This window comes from Rhodanobacter sp. Root179, assembly GCF_001428465.1.
In the GTDB taxonomy this organism is placed as follows: Bacteria; Pseudomonadota; Gammaproteobacteria; order Xanthomonadales; family Rhodanobacteraceae; genus Rhodanobacter.
This window is the reverse complement of record NZ_LMHR01000058.1, coordinates 18107-40584: the sequence shown is the minus strand read 5'-3', so window position 1 is coordinate 40584 and position 22478 is coordinate 18107. Positions and strand designations below refer to the sequence as shown.

Here is a 22478-nt window from a genome sequence, read left to right as displayed (position 1 = left end):
GGCCATGCCCAGGCCCGTCCTGCGAAGTCAGCAGACTCCCTCCAGGTCGCTCGACACTGACCCACCGCCGAGTAGCGAACCGGTGCGGCATCAGCCGTGGCGAAACCCATAGAACTCTCCCAGAACGACCGCGCGGCGCGGTACTTTGCAGAGCAGCAGAAAGATGATGCACACGTCGCCGCTCGCGGCGGTTCCATTCAATATGGACAACGACGAAAGCATGGGCAGGTATGGGGCGGGCACCATCCAGGCCAGGGAAAATGGCAGCAGCGTCAGCACCAGCATCGGCATGAATGCCACCATCACCGCTTTTGGCCGGCTCAATTCGCCCAGATAGGCCACATAGGGAAGATGCGTTTTCGGATCAAATCCCATGCATGAGCGGTCGCCACGACCGGAACCGGGCAATGCCAGCAGGTGAATGAACTCATGCACGATGACTATGCCGACCAGAGTCCCGATGAAGATGCCGGGAGGTTGGTCAAAGACGCCAAGAGCCCAGCTGTGCGGCCACAGCAGCGACCAGGCGAGGTACAGGCATGGCCCAACCAGGAGCAGTCCGAGCAGTGTGGCCACGACGTGCAGTCGCCCATAATTTTCTATCAGCCGATTCGCATCGGACAGATCGCAGCCAACCTGAGGCGGAAAACCATATTTGAACTTCATGCTTTCGGCCCGCAAGGATTCATGGAAACCGCGACATGAATTGGGTGAATGTGGCGGCAGCGTCGACAAGAACACTGTTGGCCTGCCCGACTTCATTCATGCGCATTTTCAGCATTTTCTGCATGCTTGCTGCCTTCAGGAAGATTGCCTGGCGGATGCCGGCCAGCAGCCCATTCCGCCGAAATGTGATGCGCCTTGCCGCAAGGCGGCTCGACTACCTACACGATCGGGCGAGGGCACTCCATCAGCAGATCAGGCTGCCGAGACATTCCTGGTTTGACCGGCTCGCTCTGGCCTGTTCGATGGAAGGGCGCAGCAACACCTCGCCCGTCCCTGACCAGCGAGCCACGATGAGCCGAACAGGCTGCACCCGGCACGAGAGCCGCGCATTGTTCGGATCATGTCCCTTCGGCGCCATAAGACAGTTTCTTATTGACGAAGCGGTTCCTGCCCGCCGACCGCTGCAGCGCATGCCGGCCCGCCGCCACAACCTTTCCCCGCAACAACGACTTGCAGACAGGCGCCGCCGCGTCACCGGGTCTGCCTCAGGCCTTCAAGAGCCACCGGCACACCCGCATGAACTGTGATCGGCATCAAGACGGGCCACCTGCAGGATGCCGATCGCCCGGGCCCGTGCCGGTCACAATCTCGACCCGATCGCCGCAACCACCGGCCGACAAGCTCCCGCGGAGACGGCCGCGCCCGGCCTCGCGAAGGCCGTCGCTTGCGGACGAAGTTCTCCCCGCCCCGGGATTCATTGGCCGTTGGTCTCAAATTCGCTAAGCTTCTGCGGCTCGGTCGCCAGTCCGGCGAAGCCTCCCTGGGGATCTCTTGAGCATCACCGCAGCAAACCACAACAGCCGATATCCGCTGCTCACTGCGATCCTGCTCGCGCTGGTCGTGGCGGCGATGAACATCGGGCTGTGGTGGTACGGCAACCTGCCGCACGGTCCGGATGACTGGCACGGCAGGATCGGCGGTTTCTCGCTGTCGGTGTTCCAGCGCTACCAGAGCCCGTTCAAGCAGGACTATCCCAGCAGAGACGACATCGCCGCCGACCTGAAGCTGCTGCACAAGTACAGCGACCGGGTGCGCACGTACACCATGCAGCAGAACCCGCAGCTGTACCGGCTGGCGCAGGCCGAAGGCCTGAAGGTGATGGCCGGCGCCGAGATCGACAAGCGGCTGGACAACAACGAACGCGAGATCGAGCTGCTGATCGCCAAGGCGCGCGCCTATCCGGACACGATCACTCGCGTCATCGTGGGCAACGAGGTGCTGTTCCGCAACGACCTCACGCCGGAACAGATGATGGCCTACCTGGACCGGGTGCGCGCGGCCGTGCACCAGCCGGTGTCGATCGCCGAGCCGGACTACATCTGGCTGAAGTATCCCGAGCTGGCCCAGCACGTCGATTTCATCACCATCCATCTGTTCCCGTTCTGGAACGGCATCGCGCGCAAGGATTCGGTGCCGGCCGCGCTGGGTGCCTACGACCAGGTCCGCCAGCACTTTCCGGACAAGCCCGTGGTGGTCGGCGAAATCGGCTGGCCGTCGAACGGTGACCGGCACGAGTACGCCGATCCGTCGGTGTCCAACGAGGCGATCTTCATCCGTGACTGGATGAACGTCGCCAAGCAACAGCACATCGACTACTACCTGCTCGAAGCGTTCGACCAGCCGTGGAAGGAAAACCTGGGCGAAGGCCGCACCGGCGCGTACTGGGGCATGTTCAACGCCGACCGCCAGATGAAATTCCCGCTGACCGGCCCGGTCACCGAGGACACCGGTTGGCCGTGGAAGGCACTGGCCGCCAGCCTGCTGGCGCTGCTGCCGATGATCCTGTTCGCCCGCCGCTTCAGCCGCTTCCGGCTGATGGGCAAGCTGTTCTTCTGCGCGCTGATCCAGCTGGCCTGCGGCCTGCTGACCTGGTCGGCCACGCTGCCGTTCAACTTCTACCTGAGCTGGGTCGACTGGACCATGCTCACCCTGCTGTTCCCCGCGCAGATCGCGATCCTCGCGATCCTGCTGATCAATGGCTTCGAGTTCACCGAAGTGTTGTGGCGACCGCAGTGGATGCGCCACGCCGGCATGCTCACGCCCGATCCGCCGGAAAAGCAGCCGTTCGTGTCGATCCACCTGGCCTGCTACAACGAGCCGCCGGAGATGGTGATCATCACGCTCGACTCGCTGGCCGCGCTGGATTACGCCAACTTCGAAGTGCTGGTGATCGATAACAACACCAAGGACCCGGCGGTATGGCAGCCGGTGAAGGATTACTGCGAGAAACTCGGCAAGCGTTTCCGCTTCTTCCACCTGGAGCCATGGCCCGGCTACAAGGCCGGCGCACTGAATTTCGGCCTGAAGGAAACCGATCCGGCCGCCGACGTGGTGGCGGTGATCGACGCCGATTACGAGGTGCGCGCCGACTGGCTGGCCACCCTCACCGGCTATTTCCACGACCCCAAGGTGGCCGTGGTGCAGTGCCCGCAGGCGCATCGCGAGTTCGAACACAACGCGTTCCGGCGGATGACCGCATGGGAATACGACGGCTTCTTCCGCATCGGCATGCACCATCGCAACGAGCGCAACGCGATCATCCAGCACGGCACCATGACGATGGTCCGGCGCACCGCGCTGGAAGGCACCGGCGGATGGTCGGAGTGGACCATCTGCGAGGACGCGGAACTCGGCCTGCGCCTGATGCACGCGGGCTACGAGCTGGTCTACGTCGACGAGCTGATGGGCAAGGGCCTGACCCCGGCCGACTTCAAGGCGTACAAGAGCCAGCGCTACCGCTGGGCATTCGGCGCGATGCAGATCCTCAAGGGGCGCTGGGACTGGATGACGCAGCGAGGGCCGCTGTCGGCTGGCCAGCGCTTCCACTTCCTCACCGGCTGGTTCAGCTGGTTCGCCGACGCGCTGCACCTGATCTTCACCCTGATGGCGCTGTTCTGGACCGCGGGCATGATTGCGTATCCGCAATACTTCAGCCTGCCGATGCAGCTGTTCCTGATCCCGGTGATCGGCTTCTTCTTCGCCAAGGCGATCTTCGGCATCGTGCTGTATCGCGCCCGCGTCCCGTGCAGCTGGTACGACACACTGATGGCTTCGCTGGCCAGCATGGGCCTGTCCCACGCGATCGCCCGCGGCATCCTGCACGGCCTCACCCGCGAGAAGACCTCGTTCGTGGTGACCGCCAAGAGCCGGCGCCTGGGCGGCAGCAACTTCGCCGCGTTCGCCCCGGTGCGCGAGGAGCTGCTGATGGCGATCGCGCTGGCGCTGTGCGTGATCGGCATGGCGCTGGGCTACGGCACGCGCTACATCGAAGGCACCTTGTGGATGTTCATCCTCGCCGCGCAATCCATTCCGTACGTGTCGGCGGTGACCGGCGCGTGGATCGCGCACAAGGCCGGCGACAAGGCCGGTTGATGCGCCATCAGGCGCGACGCGCTTGTCCTGATGTCGCGCTGATCGGGCCATTCATACGAAGCGAACACCAACTTCGGTAAGCTGCCCGCACCCCGCGAACACGCCATCGAGGACGGAACCCCACGCATGCGCCGATCCCCACGACGCCTGAGCCCGCTGCTGCCGCTGCTGCTGTGGGCTACCGCAGCCCACGCCGGCGTGCAGTTGACGGTGGATGGCGTGGCGGACCCGCTGAAGGCCGCGGCGATTTCCGGTGTCGAGCTGTCGCAATACGCGAAACGCGAGGTGAGCGACGCCCAGGTCCGGCGCCTGGTCGAACGCGCCCCCGACCAGGTCAGGGCGGCGTTGCAACCCTACGGCTATTACGATGCCACCGTCACCGACGAGCTGCAGCAGGTCGGCCAGGACTGGCACGTGATCCTGCACGTGAAGCCGGGCGAACCGGTGAAGGTCACCGACGTCGAGCTGCAACTGGACGAATCCGCGTCGAAGCTCGCCCCGCTGCGCCGGGCCCGGCGCGCGATCGAACGGCTCAAGGGCCAGACCCTCGACCACGGCGCCTACGAACGCGCGCGCGACGCGCTGAGCGCGCAGCTCACCGCCAACGGCTTCCTCGACGCGCGCCTGGTCACCCATCGCGTCGAGGTAACCCGCGCCAACCACAGCGCGGCGATCAAGCTGGCATGGGATGCGGGACCGCGCTTCCGCTACGGCCGGGTGCACTTCGAGGGTTCGCAGTTCAACGACGGTTTCCTCGACCGCTACGTACCGTTCAAGTCCGGCGACTACTTCGCCCAGGACCAGTTGCTGGCCTTGCAGCAGGCGCTGAACGGCGCTGACTACTTCGCGGTGGTCAACGTGCTGCCGGACATCGACGAGGCGAAGGACGGCGTGGTCGACGTCACCGTGCAGCTGGCGCCGGCGAAGCGCTCGATCTACACCGGCGGCCCGTTCATCGGCACCGACACCGGCTTCGGCGTGCGCGGCGGCCTCGAGCGGCGCTGGGTCAACCGGCGCGGCCACAAGTGGAAGAACGAGCTGGTGCTGGCGCAGAAGCTGAAGACGCTGTCCACGCTGTACTCGATCCCGATGCCCGGCGACAACCAGCGCAGCTACAACGTTGGCGCCAACTTCCGCGACGCCAACACCGCCACCTCGCAGTCGCGCACGCTGGAGCTGGTCGGCAACGAGACCCGCCAGTGGCATGGCTGGACCCGCACCCTGGGCGTGCATGCGCTGGCCGGCACCTTCACCGTGGGCAAGCGCGGCAGCGAGCCGGACAACACGCCCGGCATCGAGCACGGCCGCAGCACCCTGGTATTCGGCGAGGCCTCGCTGACCCGCAAGCAGGCCGACAACCCCGATTTCGTGCGACGCGGCTGGCTGCTCGGCATGGCCGTGCGCAGCACCGCCGGCGACCTGCTGTCCGACGCCAGCTTCAGCCAGTTCACCGCCGACGCGAAGTGGATCCGCGCGTTCGGCGCGAAATCGCGCAACCGGCTGATCCTGCGGGGCAGCTTCGGCATCACCCACACCGACGACTTTTCCGCGCTGCCGCCGCAGTTGCGCTTCTTCGCCGGCGGCGACCGTTCGGTGCGCGGTTACGGCTACCAGTCGATCGGCCCGCGCAACAGCGACGACCGCGTCATCGGCGGCACCAGCCTGCTGGTCGCCAGCACCGAGGTCGAGCATTACTTCACCCGCAACTGGGGCATGGCCGCCTTCGTCGACGCCGGCAACGCGTTCCGCGGCACCGACTACCGCCCGAAGATCGGCGCCGGCCTGGGCCTGCGCTGGCGCTCGCCGGTGGGCATGATCCGCGTCGATCTGGGCACGCCGATCCACGACGACCGCGCCCACGGCATCCAGCTGCATCTGGTGATCGGACCGGATTTGTGAGTGGCTGGCACAGGCGGCCGCTCACAGGCGATCCAGGGATGGATCGCACGCGCATCGACCACGCCGTGGTCGATGCGGCGGAGCCGGGTTCGTGCAACGGACCCGGCGAGTTGCAAAAGGGCAGGACTGCCCTTTTGCAACTTTGGGTAGAAGGTGGCATCGCAAGAAGTAAAAAACGCAATAACCGAAGGAAACGGAAGGCATCGTATTCATGAAGTGGTTCAAGCGCATCGCCATCGCCTTCGCCGCGCTGATGCTGGTCGCGGCGGCAGCGCTGTGGTGGCTGCTCGGCACCGGCGCGGGCCTGCGCTTCGCGCTGGCGCGGGCACAAGGCGCCACCGACGGCGCGCTGCAGGTGCGCCAGGCCACGGGTCGGCTGATCGGCCCGCTCGATCTCGCCGGCGTGCGTTATGACGACGGCAAGGGCACCGTGGTTTCGCTGGCGAAGGCGCATCTGGATCTGCGCCTGTGGCCGCTGCTGGCCAAGCGCGTCCACGTGCTGGCGCTGGACGCCGATGGCGTCGAGGTGAGCCTGCCCGCGCCTGCCGCCGACAAGGCCAAGAGCAGCGGCAGCTTTTCGCTGCAGCCGCCGCTGGAGATCATCTTCGATCGCGCGCACGTGGGCAGCGTCAAGGTGAGCCAGGCCGGCAAGCCGGTGTTCGCCTCGGACCGGCTCGATCTTGCTGGCCGCTGGAGCAACCAGGGCATCGAGGTGCGTCAGCTGGCGCTGCAGGCGCCCGATGGGCACGTCGACCTGGATGGCCTGCTGGTGCTGGGAACGCCCTACCACGGCAACGGCAAGGCGGCCTTCGCCTGGAAGGTCGGCACCACCGAATACGCCGGCAGCCTCGACGTGCACAGCGACGGCAAACAGGCCACGCTGGATTTCAGGCTCACCGCGCCCACGCCGCTGCGGTTGCAACTGGCGCTGACCCAGGGTGGCGACTACGCCTGGACGGGCAAGCTCGACGCGCCGCGCTTCGATCCGAAACCCGTGCTGGGCGAAAGCTCGCTGAAGACCGTGGCGCTCGCGCTGCAAGGCCATGGCGATCGCTACAGCGGCACGCTCGATGGCCGGCTGGAGCTCAACGACTACCAGCTCCTGCTGCAGCCGCTGCGGGCGTCGCTCAGCCGCGATTTCCAGGTGCTCACCCTGCAGCAGCTCACGCTGGGCTCGCCGCAGATCAAGGGCAAGCTGGAAGCCAGCGGCAACGTGCAGCTGGCCGCCAAGCCGCTCAGCGCCGAGCTGGACATCCGCTGGAGCGAGCTGCAACTGCCCGCCGACCTGGTCGGCCAGGAGCTGGCCAGCCAGGGCGAACTCAAGGCCAGCGGCAGCCTCGACAGCTACCGCGCCAGCGGCGACGTGCGCGTCGGCCCGCCCGGCAAGCTGGCGGCGCTCACGCTCGACCTCGACGGCACACCACAACGGATCAACCTGCACACGCTGGCGTTGAAGCAGGCCCGGGGCGGCCTGCAGGCGAGCGGCATGCTCACCCTGCAGCCGGTGCTGGCATGGCAGGCCGAAGCCAGCGCCGACCAGCTCGACCCGGGCCAACTGTTTGCCGGCTGGAACGGCGCGCTGGATTTCGACATCGCCAGCCACGGCAGCCTGCCGCCGAACGGCCCGGACGCCACGCTGGAGATCCGCCAACTGGGCGGCAGGCTGCGCGAGCGCAGCGTCAACGGCAGCGGCCAGCTGCACCTGTCCCCGGACGAGGTGGTGGACGGCCAGCTGGAGCTGGCCTCGGGCCGCAGCAACATCCACCTGGTCGGCAAGCCCGGCAACAGCAACGACGTCGCGCTGGATCTGGCAGTCGCCTCGCTGGGCGACTGGCTGCCGGATGCCGGCGGACGTCTGGACGGCCATTTCTCCATTGCCGGCAGGCCACCAGGCTTGAGCATCAACGGCCAGCTGCACGGGCAGGCCTTGTCATGGCAGCAACAGAAGGCCGACAGCTTGCAGCTGATCGTGGGCGTGCCGGACATCAGCCATCCCGCGGGCAAGATCGACCTGCAGACCCGCAACGTCTACCTGCAGGGCCTGCTGTTCCAGCAGGTGCACCTGCTGGCCGAGGGCAGCCAGCCCGATCATCGCCTGCAACTGGACGCCCGCGGCAGCCAGCTGTCGGGCCGGCTCGACCTGCGCGGTTCGCTGAAAGGCCCGCAATGGAAGGGCACCTTGTCCACGCTGGACCTGGAACCGCAGGGCATGCCGCCATGGCGGCTGCTGCAGCCGTCGCAGCTGGCCTACAACGACGGTGCGATGAGCCTGTCCGAACTGTGCCTCAGCGCGGGCGATCCGCAGCTGTGCCTGACCGCGAAGCAGGACAAGCCTGGCAACCTCGACGCCAGCTACCGGCTGCAAGCGCTGCCGCTGGCCCTGCTGCTGAATGCCACCGGCAATGCCGACCTGCCGATGCGCGCCGATGGCGTCCTGGAGGGCAGTGGCAAGCTGCGGCGCAGCGCGGCGGGCGCGCTCAGCGGCAACGCGTCGATCCATTCCGCGCAGGGCACCATCAGCTACACCGACCGCACCGACGAGCCGCTGCTGCATTACAGCCAATTGCGGCTGGACGCGGAGCTCGCGCCGGGCGGACAACGGATCGAGGCACACGCGGGACTCGATGACGGTGGCCGTCTGGACGGCCAGCTCACCATCAGTGGCACGCAGCAGGTGCTGGGTGGCCAGCTCGACCTGCGTCTGAACAACCTCGCCTTCATCGAGTTGTTCAGCAGCGAGGTGGCCGGGGTCAAGGGCGGCGCCAGCGGGAACTTCCGCTTCGGCGGCACGCTGAAGCAGCCGGCCGTCATTGGCCAGGCCAGCGTGGCGGATCTTGCCGCGGAGTTGCCGTCGGCGGGACTCAAGCTGAGCGATGGCCAGCTCGTGGTCAGCACCAGCGACGCCCGCCAGTTCCTGATCCGGGGCAGCGTGAAGTCGGGCAAGGGCAGCGTGGCGATCAACGGCAGCGCCGGACTTGGCGAAGGGGCGCAAACCTCGTTGAGCCTCAAGGGCAGCCAGTTCACCGCGGTCGACATCCCCGCGGCCAAAGCCGTGATTTCGCCCGACCTCACCCTGAAGCAGGACGCCAGCGGCATCGAGCTCGGTGGTTCGCTGGCCATCGACAGCGCCGACATCAATGCGGAGAAATTGCCCGGCGCCGGCGCGACCCAGGCATCGCCCGACGTGGTCGTGGTCGACGAGAAGCAACAGCAGGAGGCCGCCAGCAAACTGCCGCTCAGCGCGGTGGTCAAGGTCGACCTCGGCCGCAGGACCCACGTGGTGGGCATGGGGCTGAACGGCACCGTGACCGGCGTGCTCACCGTGATCGATCGCCCCGGCCGGGCCACCACCGGCCAGGGCCAGATCGCGGTGAACGGCACCTATCGCGCCTACGGCCAGGATCTCGCCATCCAGCACGGCCAGCTGCTGTTCGCCAGCACGCCGATCGACAACCCGGGCCTGAACATCCGTGCGGTGCGCAAGCTCAATCCGAACGCCACCATCGACGAAGGCCAGGAAGTCGGCCTGCTGGTCTCCGGCACCGCGCAGCGGCCGGTCCTCACCGTGTTCTCCAACCCGGTGATGGAGCAGTCCGACGCGCTGTCCTACCTGGTCACCGGCAAGCCGCTGTCGCAGGTCAAGGGCGGCGAAGGCGACATGGTCGGCGCCGCCGCCCAGGCGCTGGGCTCGGCCGCCGGCGACCTGCTGGCCAAGAGCATCGGCTCGAAGCTGGGCGTCGACGACATCGGCGTGTCCAGCAACGAGGCGCTCGGCGGCAGCTCCGCGTTCACCGTGGGCAAGTACCTGTCGCCGCGGCTGTATCTCAGCTACGGCGTGGGCCTGTTCGAACCCGGCGAAGTGATCACCCTGCGTTACCGGCTCAGCCGGCGCTGGAACTTCGAGGCCCAGCAGGCCACCGAATTCAGCCGCGCCAGCCTCAACTACCGCATCGAGAGATGATCAGCCGGCGCTGCCGAGATACAGCGACGGAGTCGCGCCGAAGCCGGCCTTGACGTAGCGCGCGGTGTCATCCGCCAGCACTTCCGAGGCACCGGCCTCGACGCTGGCCAGCACCGCCTGCGCGACGTCGGCGGGCTTCGACTTCGGCGCCTCGACGGTCTTCACCATGTCGGTGTCGATGTAGCCCGCATGCACCGCGACGACCTGGGTGCCCTGCCCGCGCAACTCGTTGCGCAAGCCGTTGGTGAGCGCCCACGCGGCGGCCTTGGAGACGGAGTAGTCGCCGGTGCCCGGCAGGCTGGCCCAGCTCAGGGCGGACAGCATGTTGACCAGCGCGCCACCGCCGTTGCGGCCCAGCACCGGCGCGAACGCGCGGCTCACCGCAAGCACGCCGTAGAGGTTGGTTTCCATCACGGCGCGCAGCGCGTCCACGCCGTTGTCGCCGAGGAGGCTGTCGCCGCCGATGACGCCGGCGTTGTTGATCACCAGGTCGACGTCGCCACACTGCGCGGCGGCCGCGGCGATGTCGGCGGCGTTGTTGACGTCGAGTCGCACCGGCACCAGGCCGTCCAACGATGGCACGGTCGAGGGATCGCGCGCGCCGGCGTAGACCTTGCGCGCGCCGGCGGCCAGCAAGGCCTGCGCGTAGGCGAGCCCGAGCCCGCGATTGGCGCCCGTGACGAAAGCGACACTGTTCTGGATTTTCATGAGTCGGAACCTCGGAGAAGTGGGAGTGGGACTTTGCTGGCCGCGACCCGCGCGGCCTATCCGTTTCTTGCGGGTGATGACGGTGTTGCGCCTGTTCAGCGCGCCGCCTGCATGGAGGGCGATCCGCCCAGCTTCACGCTGACGGTGCTGGACAGGCCCGGCCGCAGCCGCGCCAGCGCGGCCTGGCCCGGATCGAAGCGGATGCGTACCGGCACCCGCTGCACGATCTTGGTGAAGTTGCCGGTGCCCGGCTCGAACGGCAGCAACGAGAACTGCGAACCGGAGCCCGGCGCGAAACTCTCGACGTGGCCGTGCAGGGTCTGACCGGGCAGCGCATCGACCTCCACGCTGGCGTCCTGGCCGACCATCATGCGCGCGGTCTGGGTTTCCTTGAAGTTCGCGATCACGTACAACGCGTCCAGCGGCACCACGGTGAGCAGGCGCGAGCCCGGCTGCACGTAATCGCCCGGTTCGACCTGGCGGTCGCCGACCACGCCGTCGATCGGTGCGCGGATCAAGGTGTTGGCCTGATCCTGCCGGGCCAGCTCGAGCGCGGCCTTCGCGGTGGCGACGCCGGCCTCGGCCTGGGCAAGCCCGGCCTGCAGGGCGAGCCGGCTCGCATGCGTCACCGACGCCGCATCGCGGCTGACGGCAAACTGGGCGCGGCTGTGTTCCGCATTGGCCTGGGCGGTGATCGCCGCCGTGCGGAACTGTTCGGCCGCGCTGCGCGACACCGCACCACTGGCGATCAGCGCGTCGTAGCGTTGACGGTCGGCCTCGGCCTGCTTCTGCTGCGCATCGGACGAGCGGATGGAAGTCTGCGCCGCACGCATGTTCGAGCCCGCGAGGCGTTCCTGCGCGTCGAGCGCGATCAGTGCGGCCTTCGCCGCAGCGACCGAGGCCCGCGCGCTCTGCAGGTTCGCCGTGGCCGATGCCACGCGAGCGTCGAATTCCTCCGCGTCGATGCGCAGCAGCGGATCGCCGCGATGCACGCGCTGGTCGTGTTGCACCAGCACCGCGGCAACCAGCCCGCGCACCTTGGGCGCGACCACCGAGCTGTCGGCCTGCAGGTAGGCGTTGTCGGTGGAGACGCTGCGCTTGGGCGCGGCGATCCACCAGGCGCCGGCGAGCGCGACCACCAGGGCCACGGCCCCGACCAGCAGCGGCTTGCGCGACCATGGTGTGCGCGGGCGCGCCGCGGCGGCGGTCGCGGGTGTGCCCGAAGTACCGTCGGCGCTCATCGCTGCGACGCCTTCATGCCGAAGCGCTGCTTGAGCTGCGCACGCGAGGCGGCGAGGATCGCGTCGGAGCGTTTCGCATCTGGCTCGATGCGCGCCAGCGACAGTGCGCCGATCAGCTCGGCGATCATCGAACGCGCCCCGGCTTCGGGTTCGGCATGACCCAGCAGCGCCAGCTTGCCGGCCAGTCCCGCGGTGGAGTGCTGCACGCCGAGCGCGAACTGCTCGCGCGCCGGTCCGGACAGCCGCGGCACGTCCGAGGCCAGCGCGGCCATCGGGCAGCCGAAGCCGCGCGCGTCGCGATGCTTCTTCGACAGGTAGAAGTCGACGTAGGCCGCCAGCCCTTCGGCCGGGTCGCGATCGGCGGTTTCGTGTTCCAGCCGCGCACGTGCCTGCTCGAACATCTGTCCGATCGCCGCGGCGACCAGCTCGTCCTTGGACTTGAAATGGGCGTAGAAGCCGCCGTGGGTCAGTCCGGCCTCGGCCATCACGCCGGCCACGCCGACGCGATCCGGGCCGTCGCTGCGGATCGCGCGCGCCGCGGCCTGCAGCACCAGCTCGCGGGTCTTCTGCTTGTGTTCGGTGTCGTAGCGCATGACGGCCTCGCTTTTTAATATGATGATCATCATACTACGATTTCCCACCGATGCAAGAGCTGCCCGTGAACGCCCTCGCCACCACCTCCCAAGCCACCCCGGTCGCCCCCGCCGACCTGCCGCTGCCGCGCAAATTCCTGATCTTCGGCGTGATGGCGTTCGGCATGTTCATGGCGCTGATCGACATCCAGATCGTGGCCGCCTCGCTCAACGAGATCCAGGCCGGACTCTCGGCCGGACCGGACGAGATCAGCTGGGTGCAGACCGGCTACCTGATGGCGGAACTGGTGATGATCCCGTTCTCCGCCTTCCTGGCGCAGGCGTTGTCGACGCGCTGGCTGTTCGCGCTGTCGGCCGCGCTGTTCACGCTCGCCAGCGCGCTGTGCGGAATGGCCTGGGACATCCAGTCGATGACCGTGTTCCGGGTGATCCAGGGCTTCGTCGGCGGCGCGATGGTGCCGACCGTGTTCGCCACCGGTTTTGCGCTGTTCACCGGGAAGCAGCGCGCGCTGATCCCGGCGATCCTCGGCATGGTCTCGGTGCTGGCGCCGACGCTGGGGCCGACCGTGGGCGGATGGCTCACCGAGGTGGTCGGCTGGCGCTCGATCTTCTACGTCAACATCGTGCCGGGCGTGGCCGTCGCCGTGCTGTCGATGCTGCTGGTGAGGGTGGACCGGCCGAACCTGGCGATGCTGAAGCAGATCGACTACGTGCACCTGGTTGCGATGGCGGTGTTCCTTGGCGGGCTCGAATACGTGCTGGAGGAAGGCCCGCGCCACGAGTGGCTGGGCGACCCGGCGATCGCCACTGCGGCATGGTTTTCGCTGGTGGGGTTCGCGCTGTTCCTCGAGCGCTCGCTGCGTTCGTCCGGGCCGATCGTGCGGCTGTCGCCGTTCCGCCAGTCCACCTTCGTGCTGGCCTGCGTGCTCAGCCTGGTGATCGGTTTCGGGCTGTACGCGGCGACCTATCTGGTGCCGGTGTTCCTGGGCCGCGTGCGCGGCTACAACAGCCTGCAGATCGGCACCACGGTATTCGTCACCGGCCTGGCGCAGATCCTCAGCACGGTGGTGGCGGCGCGGCTGTCGCAGCGCATCGACGCGCGCTGGACGATCAGCGCCGGCCTGCTGCTGTTCGCCGCCAGCCTGTGGATGTTTTCCGCGATGACGCCCGAATGGGGCTTCGCCGCGCTGTTCTGGCCGCAGGTGCTGCGCGGCTTCGCGATCATGCTGTGCATCGTGCCCAGCGTGAACATGGCCTTGAACGGTTTTGCCGCGGCCGAGCTGCGCTACGCCTCGGGCCTGTTCAACCTGATGCGCAACCTCGGCGGCGCGATCGGCATCGCGGTGGTCAACACCTGGCTGCAGGACCAGAGCCGCATCCACGTCGCGCGCTTCGGCGAGAGCCTGGGCGAAAGCGGCCGCCATGCCGGCGAGGTAGTCGCGCAACTGGCCGGGCGGATCGGCCAGCTCACCGCCGATTCCTCCCACGCCCTGCTGATGGCGCAGGGCGAGCTGGGCCGACTGGTGTCGCGCACGGCGTTGACGCTCGCCTTCGACGACGTGTTCCGGCTGATGGCGTGGATGTTCGTCGCCGCGCTGCTGCTGGTGCCGTTCTGCCGCACCCCGCCGCATGCCGCCCAGGGTGCTGTCGTGGAAGCGCATTGAGGGAGACGCCCCGCCCGCCCCCGATTTCCGGCCGACAGGGCGTCGACGCGCGCGTCCGGACAGTGCAAGCTGTGCGGCACCGACCTGCCGCCTCATGGAGACCCATCGCATGCTCAAGAAGACCCTGCTGACCGCCTTGCTGCTCGGCGCCGCGGCCGGCGCGTTCGCACAGTCGCCGGCGCCGGCAACCCCGGCCAAAACCCAGGCGGCCAGCACGCTGACGCCACAGCAGAAGGCCCTGCTGGAGAAGCAGAACGTGCAGATGGCACAGGCCGCGTTGCGCATCGCGCAGATGGTCGACCAGAACCAGCTTGGCGATATCTGGGACCAGTCCTCCAGCGTGGCGAAGCAGTCCACCAGCAAGAGCGATTTCGTGAGCGGCGTGAGTTCCGATCGCAGCAAGCTCGGCGCAGCGGGCGAACGCAGGCTGCAGGCGATCACCCGCACCGCCTCGAAGGGCGGCAAGGTGCCGGCCGGCGTGTACGTCAACGTCAGCTACGCCACCCACTTCGCCAAGGCGCCGCGGCCGGTGCGCGAACTGATCTCGTTCCACCTGGACAGCGACAAGGTCTGGCGCGTGGCCGGCTACACCCTGCGCTGACGCCACCCGCCAACGGGCCGGCGTGGCGCCGCGCCGGCCCGCCGGGCCATAGCCCACAGGTCATGCACACAACGTGTCGATGGCGCACTATCGTGGGACTTTCCCCGGTGGAGGCGTGATCATGCAACACATGCGATGGATACTCGGTGCCGCGATCCTGTGCAGCGCACCGGCGTGGGCAGCCGCGCCGCCCGCCCGCCCGATCGGGATCGACCTGAAGGGTATCGACCACGGCGTGAAGCCGGGTGACGACTTCTTCCGTTACGCCAATGGCGACTGGCTGAAGACCGCGAAGATTCCCGCCGACCGCTCCAGCACCGGCAGCTTCCTCAAGGTGTTCGAGCAATCCGAGAAGGACACCGCCGAACTGATCCGCAACGCGGGCGCCAGCCACCCCGCCGCCGGCAGCGATGCGCGCAGGATCGCCGACTACTACGCCGCCTGGATGGACACCGCGACGATCGAGAAGCACGGCTTGTCCGCGATCAAGCCCGAGCTGGCCGAGGTCGACGCGATCGCCTCGCGTGCGGACCTGGCCCGCGTGCTGGGCAGCCGCCTGCGCGCCGACGTCGACCCGCTCAACGCCACCCACTACCACACGCAGAACCTGTTCGGCCTGTTCGTCACCCAGGGGCTGGAGGATCCGTCGCACAACGTCGCCTACCTGTTGCAGGGCGGCACCGCCCTGCCCAGCCGCGACTATTACCTGTCCGATGATCCGCACATGGTCGCCGCCCGCGGCAAGTACCTGAGCTATGTCGGCGCCCTGCTGCAGCAGGCCGGCTTCACCGATGCGCAGGCCCGGGCAAAAGCCATCGTCGCGCTGGAAACGAAGATCGCCAAGGCACAGGCCAGCCTGCTCGACAGCGAGAACGTGCACAAGGCCAACAACCTGTGGCGCAGGGACGACTTCGCCAGCAAGGCGCCGGGGCTGGACTGGAACGCCTACTTCAAGGCCGCCGGCCTCGAGAACCAGTCGCAGATCGACGCCTGGCAGTCCGGCGCGATCACCGGCCTGTCCGCGCTCACCGCCAGCGAGCCGCTGCAGGCGTGGAAGGACCTGCTGAGCTTCCACACCATCAACCACGCCGCCGGGCTGCTGCCCAAGGCGTATGCCGACCTCAACTTCGACTTCTTCGTGCGTACCCTGCAGGGCACGCCGGTGCAGCAGCCGCGCTGGAAGCGCGCCGTCGGCGCCACCAGCAACGAGCTGGGCGATGCCGTGGGCCAGTTGTACGTGAAGCACTACTTCCCGGCCTCGTCGAAGGCGGAAATCGAACAGCTGGTGAAGAACCTGATCGCCGCGTTCCATGACCGCATCGACACGCTGAGCTGGATGACACCCGCCACGCGGGCGAAAGCCCAGGCGAAACTCGCCACCTTGCGGGTGGGCGTGGGCTACCCGGAAACCTGGCGGGACTACGGCACGCTCGAGATCCGCGCCGATGATGCGCTGGGCAACCAGCTTCGCGCGGAGAAGTTCGAGTACGAGCACCAGCGCGCCAAGCTCGGCCAGAGTGTCGACAAGGCCGAATGGTGGATGACCCCGCAGACGGTCAACGCGGTGAACCTGCCGCTGCAGAACGCGCTGAACTTCCCCGCCGCGATCCTGCAGCCGCCGTTCTTCGACCCGAAGGCCGATGCTGCCGCAAATTACGGCGCGATCGGCTCGATCATCGGCCATGAGATCAGCCACAGCTTCGACAACCTCGGCGCCGAATTCGACGCCCAGGGCAAACTGGCCAACTGGTGGACGCCGGAAGACCTGGCCCACTTCAAGGCGGCCGGCCAGCAGCTGGTCGAGCAGTTCAACCAGTACGAGCCGCTGCCCGGCCTGCACGTCGATGGCGAGCAGACCCTGGGGGAAAACATCGCCGACGTTTCCGGCCTGACCATTGCCTACCTCGCCTACCAGAAGTCGCTCGGTGGCAAGCCGGCACCGGTGATCGACGGCCTCACCGGCGACCAGCGCTTCTTCCTCGCCTTCGGCCAGGCCTGGCGCGGCAAGATCCGCGACGCGGCCCAGCGCCAGCGCCTGGCCACCGACGTGCACGCGCCCGGCGACTTCCGTGCCGAAACCGTGCGCAACCTCGACCCGTGGTACCCCGCCTTCGAGGTGAAGCCGGGCGAGAAGCTGTACCTGGCGCCGAAGGATCGGGTCAAGATCTGGTAAGCAGCGCTTCCGGCCTGTCCCTCGCGCGGGCTGCACGCCGGTGCAGCCCGCTTTCCGGAACGGAACATCGGCGTTGCGCGCGGCCAGGCATGTGCCTGCCTTCGCACCGGACCACATGCGCGCAGGGCATCTGCCCTGCCCGGCAAATCATCAATGTTATTGTGCGAAAGAGCCGCCGAGGGGCGGCTTTCTTGTCGCGGGCAGGTCTGGAAAGAAATTGATGGAGATTCGATCGGGGTGGCTCGTACGCCTGGCCATGGCGGCGGCGGTGGCGTTCGCGCCGGCGGCGCCGCTGGCCGCAACGGCCCCGACGGCCGCGCCCACCCAGCCACTCGACCTGTTCGATCTCGGCGCACCGTCGTTCACGACCTTCACCACGCGCGACGGCCTGCCCGATCCCGTCGCGGTGACCCTGGCGACCGATCGGCAAGGCATGGTCTGGGTCGGCACCCCGCATGGCCTGGCCTGGTACGACGGCAACCGCTGGCATCCACTGGATGACCCCGCCCTGCACGGTTACATCAGTCAGTTGTTCGTCGACGACGCGGGCACGCTGTGGGCCTGCGGCAGCGCGTTCGGCCTGGCCCGGTACGACGGCAGGCACTGGCACGTCGAGGGCGCCGCCGACGGCCTGACCACCAGCCACGTGCGGCGGCTGGTCGAAACGGATCACCCGGGCGGCAAGCGGCTATGGGCGGTGAGCCCGAGTGACGGCCTGTTCTATCGCGATCACGGCCGCTGGCGGGCCGATCCGGGCAATGCCCAGCTGCCCCACGCGGGCTTCCTGGTGCTGGCGCAGACCCGCGACCTTTTCGGACACCCTCGGCTATGGGCCGGCTCGGGCAGCAGCGGCCTGTGGTATCGCGAGGACGAAGGACCCTGGCAACGCTTCAGCGCGGCCGATTTCCGGGCCGGCAACGGCCTGGCCTACCTGCTGGCCACCCGCCACGAGGGGCAGGACGCATTGTGGGTCTCCGTCTACAACTCGGGCCTGTGGCGACTGGACGAACATGGCGTGCGCCACTGGAGCGTGGATTCCGGCGAGCTGCCGACCGACGTGCTCTACAACATGGTCGAGACGCCTGTCGCCCATGGCGAGCACGCGCTGTGGGCGTCCTCGCGCAATGGCCTGATCCGCATCTATCACGACAAGGTGCAGGTGTTCGACCGCCGCCACGGCCTGCCGTCGAATGCCCTGCGTGGCGTCAGCACCTGGCGCAGTCCCAACGGCACCGACGTGCTGTGGGCCGCCACCGAGGACGGCGTGGCGCGCGCCACCGTGGACGAGGGCAAATGGAAGACCGTTTCGCTGCTGGGCGCCCACCAGACCGGCGTACTGGCCGTGCTGGTGGACCACGACCCGCAAGGCAACGAACGCCTGTGGGCCGGCTCGGACGGTGATGGCCTGGGCCTGTACGAGCGGGGTCACTGGCGCTACTTCAACAAGGCCGGCGGGCAACTTGCCGATGCCGACGTGAACATGATCGCGCGGGCCGACGACACGGAAGGCCATGCTTCCGTCTGGCTGGGCACGGGCGCGGGTCGCCTGCTGCGCGTGCGCGACGACGCCACCTTCGAACCGGTGGCCACGCCCTGGCCACGCCAGCCCGGGCAACGCCTGAACGACATGCTCAGCCGCCGCATCGACGGCGCGGTCGAACAATGGTTCGCCACCGACGCCTCCGGCGTGCATCGGCTGCGCGACGGCGTCTGGACGTCTTTCCGTCCGGACGGTGTCGTCGGTACCTGGTCGGTGGTGAAGCTGCTGGCGCAGACCACCGCCTACGGCCACGCCTGGTTGTGGGCCACCAGCAACCAGGGGCTGGCCCGATTCGACGGAAAGCAATGGACGTTGCTGGGCCGCGACATCGGCCTGCCCGGCACCGACCTGCTCGGCGTGCAGCTGATTCCCGATGCCCGCGGGCGCCCGATCCTGTGGCTGGGCAGCACCCGTCACGGGGTGATCCGTGTCGACATCAGCGATCCACTGAAGCCGCGCACCCTGCCCGCCGACCTGCCGCCATCGCCCGACCTGACCACCGATGGCGCGCTGGCCGATGCCGGCGGCCGCATCTATGTCTGCACCGATTCGGGCGTGCAGGTGCTCAGCCCGGAGGCGGGTCGCTACCGTTCGCAGGTGTTCACCGTCCGCGATGGCATGGTCAACAACGAATGCAATCCCAACGCCCAATTCATCGACACGCATGGGCGCTTCTGGACCGGCACGCTGGGCGGATTGATGGTGCACGACCCGGACGAGCAGAAGCCGGACCACGACGCCAAGCCGCTCAAGCTGATCCAGGTGAAGCTGGACGACCAGGCCATGAGCGGCGACCGCTACACCATCCCACCAGGTCACCACGAGCTGCACGTGGATTTCGCCCTGCTGACCTGGCAGCACGAGGACGAATCACGCTTCCGCACCTGGATCGAAGGCTTCAGCAAGGCGCCGGGGGCGTGGACTGCCGACAACTTCCGCGAGATCGGCGCGCTGCCGGCCGGCGACTATGTCCTGCATGTCGAGGGCCGGGATCATGCCGGCAACCTCAGCCAGCCTTTGCTGTTGCCGCTCACCGTCGAGCCGTACTGGTGGCAGCACTTGTGGGCTCGGCTGCTGTTCGCTGGCGCGGGCATCATCGCGATCTGCGCCTTGTGGGCCTGGCGCACACTGGCGTTGCGCCGACGGCAGCATGCGCTGGAGCGCCGCATCGATGCCCGCACCACGGCCTTGAACGACGCCAACCGGCAACTGCTGGAGCTGTCCCGCCGCGATGCGCTGACCGGCGTGTTCAACCGTCGCTGGCTGATGGAATCCCTGCAGGCCATCCATGACCAGCGGCGCGGCGCGGTGGCATCGATGATCTTCATCGACGTGGACCACTTCAAGCACTTCAACGACAGCTTCGGGCATCTGGTCGGCGACCAGGCGCTGCGCAGCGTGGCCGAAACCATCGGCCGATGCCTGCCGGCGGATGCCGTGCTGGCCCGCTACGGCGGCGAGGAGTTCGCCTGTCTGTTGCCAGACACGGAATTGCCGGCCGCACACGAATTGGCCGAGAAAATCCGTACCGAGGTGGCGCGGCACGCGGCGCACGACGCAGCCAGGACCACGCGCCAGATCACCATCAGCGTCGGCGTGGCCTGTCGGCGCCTGGAATCGGAGGCCGACGTGGAAATCCTGCTGCGCAAGGCCGATGAGGCGCAATACGAAGCCAAGCGCGCAGGCCGCAATTGCGTGCGCGACGCCTCGCCGGGGGCCTGATCGCAAACCTCGCCGGAGCGAGCCCGTCAGGCATCACCTGCCTCGGCGCGGATCCTGCTTCCGCTTTGTCGCACGCTCCGCCTGCGCGGCCACGTTGAGCGCCACCGCGGCCCGTATCAGCTGCCTGAAGGCGGCGGCGGGAATGCTGGCGTTCTCGTGCAGGTCGATGGCCCGCCGGGTGCCGCCCTCGAGGCTGGCATTGAAGAGCTTCTTCGGATCGCTGACCGATGCGCCGCGGGCGAAGGTGAGCTTCACCTTGTCCTTGTATGACTCGCCGGTACAGACGATGCCCGCGTGCGACCACACCGGCGTTCCGCCCGAGGTGGGCTTGGCCCACTTCCACTCTTCGGTGATCTCCGGATCGGCCTCGCGGATCAGCTGGCGCACCTGCGCGAGCATCTCGCCGCGCCAGTCATCCAGCGCCTCGATCCGCTTGGTGATCTTGGCGGAAGCGTCATCTGCCGCGGCTTTCGCTGTCATGCCGGCTCCTGTCTGCTGACGGCCTGGCGGCCAGGGAAAGCGGAGCATAACCGGCCTTCGGACCCGCATTGCATGAGCCACCCCAGGAGGTATAACATGCGTTATAACAGTCAGTGGAGCCCACCATGAAGCTCAAGATCACCACCATCGGCAACTCCGCCGGCGTCATCCTGCCGCGCGAACTGCTGGCCCGTCTGCGCCTGGAAAAAGGCGACGAGCTGTTCGCCCTGGAAACCCCCGACGGCATCCGCCTCACCACCTACGATCCGAACCTGGCCAGGCAGATGGAAGTGGCCGAGGAAGTGATGCGCAAGCGGCGCACCTTGCTGCACAAGCTGGCGCAATAGGCGGATGAACATGATCATCTGGATCGAACGACCGCTCGCCATCGCGATTCACGAACGCCAGTTGGCCGAACATGGCGGCGGCATCGGCGTACGCGACGACCACCTGCTGGACTCGGCGCTGGCCCGCCCGCAACAAGCGCACGCCTACGGCGATCCACCGCCCGATCTTGCCGACCTGGCCGCCAGCCTTGCCTTCGGCCTGGCGCGCAATCACCCCTTCGTCGACGGCAACAAGCGCACGGCGGCCGTGGCTTGCGAAACCTTCATCATGCTCAACGGAGGCGTCCTCGCTGCCGATGACCTTGAGCTGTATCCGCAGTATCTCGCCCTCGCCGAAGGCAGCCTGCCTGAAGCCGAGTTCGCCGCATGGTTGCGCCAGCACATCAGGCTCGACACCGGTTCAAGCCTCAACGAGGCGCCGGCACGCTACGCGCGCTGAATCCGCCTGCACCCATACTCGGGCCGGGCATCTGCGTCCCCCCATGCTCAGTCCTGCACCATGCCGATCGTGTGCAGCCACGCCTCGGCCAGTTTCGACCAGCCGGTGATCGGGTTCGCGGTAGGACGCAAGCCGAAGGCATGGCCACCATGCGCATACAGGTGCATTTCCGCCGGCACCTTCGCCTGCGCCAGCGCGGTGTAGTAGACCAGCGCCTGATCCACCCCATCCACGTAATCGTCTTCCGCCTGCAGCAGGAACGTCGGCGGCGTCGTGGCTGAAACCGGAATATTCGGGTTCAACTTGCCGTCACCCCGGGTCAGATGCCCGGGATAGATCGGCATGGCGAAATCCGGTCGCGCGCTTTCCCGGTCGGCCGCATCCACCGGCGCATACAGGTGGCGATCGAAGTTCGTGCTGATTTCCGCCACCAGGAAACCGCCAGCCGAGTAGCCCAGCACGCCGATCCTGTGCGGATCGACGTGCAGTGCGGAGGCTTGCGAACGCACCAGCCGCATCGTCCGCTGCACGTCCTGCAACGAGGACACCGACAAGGCGAAATTGTGCGGACGGCAATCGCACTTCCAGTCGTAAGGCAGGCTCGGCACGCGATACTTCAGCAGCACGCAGGTGATGCCTCGCGAAGTCAGCCAGTCGCAGGTCTCGGTGCCCTCCAAGTCGATGGCGAGGATCTGGAAGCCGCCGCCGGGAATCACGATCACCGCCGCGCCCGTGTTCTTCCCCGTAGGCGCATACACCGTCATGGTGGGCTGCGTGACATTGGTGACCGCCGTCGCCGGCTTGCCCGCCAGCAGCTTCTCGCTGACCTTCGCCGTCTCCGGCCCGGGCACCGGCTGCAGGTCCGGCGCCGCGCCCGGCCATATCGGAACCTCCGTGTGTCCGGCAGCAGGCTGCCACACCGGTGTCTTCGCCTGCACGCTGGCGCAAAGCGCCAGCAACCCAAGCGCGGCGATGAAAGTTTTCATGGCGATTCTTCCTTGCTGGCGCATGG

16 protein-coding genes are annotated in these 22478 nt (G+C 67.6%); 10 read left to right on the top strand and 6 right to left on the bottom strand.

The annotated features are described in order from the left end of the window. Positions 1-90 precede the first annotated feature (90 nt). Positions 91-666 carry a DUF3267 domain-containing protein gene (locus ASD82_RS04710; protein WP_056716173.1) on the bottom strand — a complete coding sequence of 192 codons (576 nt, stop codon included), beginning with the start codon at positions 664-666 and terminating at the stop codon, positions 91-93. Here ASD82_RS04710 and ASD82_RS17865 point away from each other — a divergent pair. The 4 genes from ASD82_RS17865 (at position 656) to ASD82_RS04695 (ending at position 9958) form a co-directional block, all read left to right on the top strand. Next, the gene (locus tag ASD82_RS17865) at positions 656-946 is read left to right on the top strand and encodes a hypothetical protein (RefSeq protein ID WP_162253808.1); all 291 of its coding nucleotides are present in this window, start codon (positions 656-658) and stop codon (positions 944-946) included. The genes ASD82_RS04710 and ASD82_RS17865 overlap by 11 nt on opposite strands. A 551-nt stretch (positions 947-1497) precedes the next feature. Beyond that, positions 1498-4098, top strand: coding sequence for a glycosyltransferase family 2 protein (locus ASD82_RS04705; protein ID WP_056716168.1), 2601 nt, complete (start codon positions 1498-1500; stop codon positions 4096-4098). Positions 4099-4224: 126 nt separating this feature from the next. Next, positions 4225-5997 (top strand): autotransporter assembly complex family protein, encoded by a 1773-nt coding sequence (locus tag ASD82_RS04700; RefSeq protein WP_056716166.1) that lies wholly within the window; start codon positions 4225-4227, stop codon positions 5995-5997. Positions 5998-6208: 211 nt separating this feature from the next. Further along, entirely contained in the window at positions 6209-9958 is a 3750-nt protein-coding gene (locus ASD82_RS04695; protein ID WP_056716164.1) for a translocation/assembly module TamB domain-containing protein, read from the top strand. On the opposite strand, the gene ASD82_RS04690 is transcribed toward ASD82_RS04695, so the two are convergent. From ASD82_RS04690 to ASD82_RS04680, 3 genes are all read right to left on the bottom strand, one after another. Beyond that, positions 9959-10666 (bottom strand): SDR family oxidoreductase, encoded by a 708-nt coding sequence (locus ASD82_RS04690; RefSeq protein WP_056716161.1) that lies wholly within the window; start codon positions 10664-10666, stop codon positions 9959-9961. Between the two features lie 95 nt (positions 10667-10761). Continuing rightward, on the bottom strand, positions 10762-11907 hold the full coding sequence (locus ASD82_RS04685) for an HlyD family secretion protein (protein ID WP_056716158.1): 1146 nt from the start codon (positions 11905-11907) through the stop codon (positions 10762-10764). Continuing rightward, on the bottom strand, positions 11904-12500 hold the full coding sequence (locus ASD82_RS04680; protein ID WP_056716155.1) for a TetR/AcrR family transcriptional regulator: 597 nt from the start codon (positions 12498-12500) through the stop codon (positions 11904-11906). The genes ASD82_RS04685 and ASD82_RS04680 overlap by 4 nt, the downstream gene beginning before the upstream one ends. A gap of 50 nt (positions 12501-12550) precedes the next feature. On the opposite strand from ASD82_RS04680, the gene ASD82_RS04675 reads away from it, so the two are divergent. The 4 genes from ASD82_RS04675 (at position 12551) to ASD82_RS04660 (ending at position 20200) form a co-directional block, all read left to right on the top strand. Next, positions 12551-14164, top strand: a complete 1614-nt coding sequence (locus ASD82_RS04675) for a DHA2 family efflux MFS transporter permease subunit (RefSeq protein WP_056716152.1) — start codon at positions 12551-12553, stop codon at positions 14162-14164. A 109-nt stretch (positions 14165-14273) separates the two neighbouring features. Further along, positions 14274-14765, top strand: a complete 492-nt coding sequence (locus ASD82_RS04670) for a DUF4019 domain-containing protein (protein WP_056716148.1) — start codon at positions 14274-14276, stop codon at positions 14763-14765. A gap of 121 nt (positions 14766-14886) precedes the next feature. Continuing rightward, on the top strand, positions 14887-16938 hold the full coding sequence (locus ASD82_RS04665; RefSeq protein ID WP_056716142.1) for a M13 family metallopeptidase: 2052 nt from the start codon (positions 14887-14889) through the stop codon (positions 16936-16938). A 220-nt stretch (positions 16939-17158) separates the two neighbouring features. After that, positions 17159-20200, top strand: coding sequence for a diguanylate cyclase (locus ASD82_RS04660; RefSeq protein ID WP_056716141.1), 3042 nt, complete (start codon positions 17159-17161; stop codon positions 20198-20200). 33 nt (positions 20201-20233) lie between these two features. Here ASD82_RS04660 and ASD82_RS04655 read toward each other — a convergent pair whose 3' ends face one another. Then, positions 20234-20680 carry a DUF1801 domain-containing protein gene (locus tag ASD82_RS04655; protein WP_056716138.1) on the bottom strand — a complete coding sequence of 149 codons (447 nt, stop codon included), beginning with the start codon at positions 20678-20680 and terminating at the stop codon, positions 20234-20236. 125 nt (positions 20681-20805) lie between these two features. On the opposite strand from ASD82_RS04655, the gene ASD82_RS04650 reads away from it, so the two are divergent. Then, positions 20806-21027, top strand: coding sequence for an AbrB/MazE/SpoVT family DNA-binding domain-containing protein (locus ASD82_RS04650; protein WP_056716134.1), 222 nt, complete (start codon positions 20806-20808; stop codon positions 21025-21027). A gap of 10 nt (positions 21028-21037) precedes the next feature. Beyond that, on the top strand, positions 21038-21466 hold the full coding sequence (locus tag ASD82_RS04645) for a type II toxin-antitoxin system death-on-curing family toxin (RefSeq protein ID WP_056716185.1): 429 nt from the start codon (positions 21038-21040) through the stop codon (positions 21464-21466). Between the two features lie 47 nt (positions 21467-21513). Here ASD82_RS04645 and ASD82_RS04640 read toward each other — a convergent pair whose 3' ends face one another. Further along, on the bottom strand, positions 21514-22452 hold the full coding sequence (locus ASD82_RS04640) for an alpha/beta hydrolase (protein WP_056716130.1): 939 nt from the start codon (positions 22450-22452) through the stop codon (positions 21514-21516). Between the last annotated feature and the right edge of the window lie 26 nt (positions 22453-22478).

What these genes read in the sequence shown, in the direction of transcription:
- ASD82_RS04710 (WP_056716173.1), bottom strand. Translation starts at nt 666, where the DNA reads ATGAAGTTCAAATATGGTTTTCCGCCTCAGGTTGGCTGCGATCTGTCC.
- ASD82_RS04700 (WP_056716166.1), top strand. Translation starts at nt 4,225, where the DNA reads ATGCGCCGATCCCCACGACGCCTGAGCCCGCTGCTGCCGCTGCTGCTG.
- ASD82_RS04695 (WP_056716164.1), top strand. Translation starts at nt 6,209, where the DNA reads ATGAAGTGGTTCAAGCGCATCGCCATCGCCTTCGCCGCGCTGATGCTG.
- ASD82_RS04690 (WP_056716161.1), bottom strand. Translation starts at nt 10,666, where the DNA reads ATGAAAATCCAGAACAGTGTCGCTTTCGTCACGGGCGCCAATCGCGGG.
- ASD82_RS04685 (WP_056716158.1), bottom strand. Translation starts at nt 11,907, where the DNA reads ATGAGCGCCGACGGTACTTCGGGCACACCCGCGACCGCCGCCGCGGCG.
- ASD82_RS04680 (WP_056716155.1), bottom strand. Translation starts at nt 12,500, where the DNA reads ATGCGCTACGACACCGAACACAAGCAGAAGACCCGCGAGCTGGTGCTG.
- ASD82_RS04675 (WP_056716152.1), top strand. Translation starts at nt 12,551, where the DNA reads ATGCAAGAGCTGCCCGTGAACGCCCTCGCCACCACCTCCCAAGCCACC.
- ASD82_RS04670 (WP_056716148.1), top strand. Translation starts at nt 14,274, where the DNA reads ATGCTCAAGAAGACCCTGCTGACCGCCTTGCTGCTCGGCGCCGCGGCC.
- ASD82_RS04665 (WP_056716142.1), top strand. Translation starts at nt 14,887, where the DNA reads ATGCAACACATGCGATGGATACTCGGTGCCGCGATCCTGTGCAGCGCA.
- ASD82_RS04660 (WP_056716141.1), top strand. Translation starts at nt 17,159, where the DNA reads ATGGAGATTCGATCGGGGTGGCTCGTACGCCTGGCCATGGCGGCGGCG.
- ASD82_RS04655 (WP_056716138.1), bottom strand. Translation starts at nt 20,680, where the DNA reads ATGACAGCGAAAGCCGCGGCAGATGACGCTTCCGCCAAGATCACCAAG.
- ASD82_RS04650 (WP_056716134.1), top strand. Translation starts at nt 20,806, where the DNA reads ATGAAGCTCAAGATCACCACCATCGGCAACTCCGCCGGCGTCATCCTG.
- ASD82_RS04645 (WP_056716185.1), top strand. Translation starts at nt 21,038, where the DNA reads ATGATCATCTGGATCGAACGACCGCTCGCCATCGCGATTCACGAACGC.
- ASD82_RS04640 (WP_056716130.1), bottom strand. Translation starts at nt 22,452, where the DNA reads ATGAAAACTTTCATCGCCGCGCTTGGGTTGCTGGCGCTTTGCGCCAGC.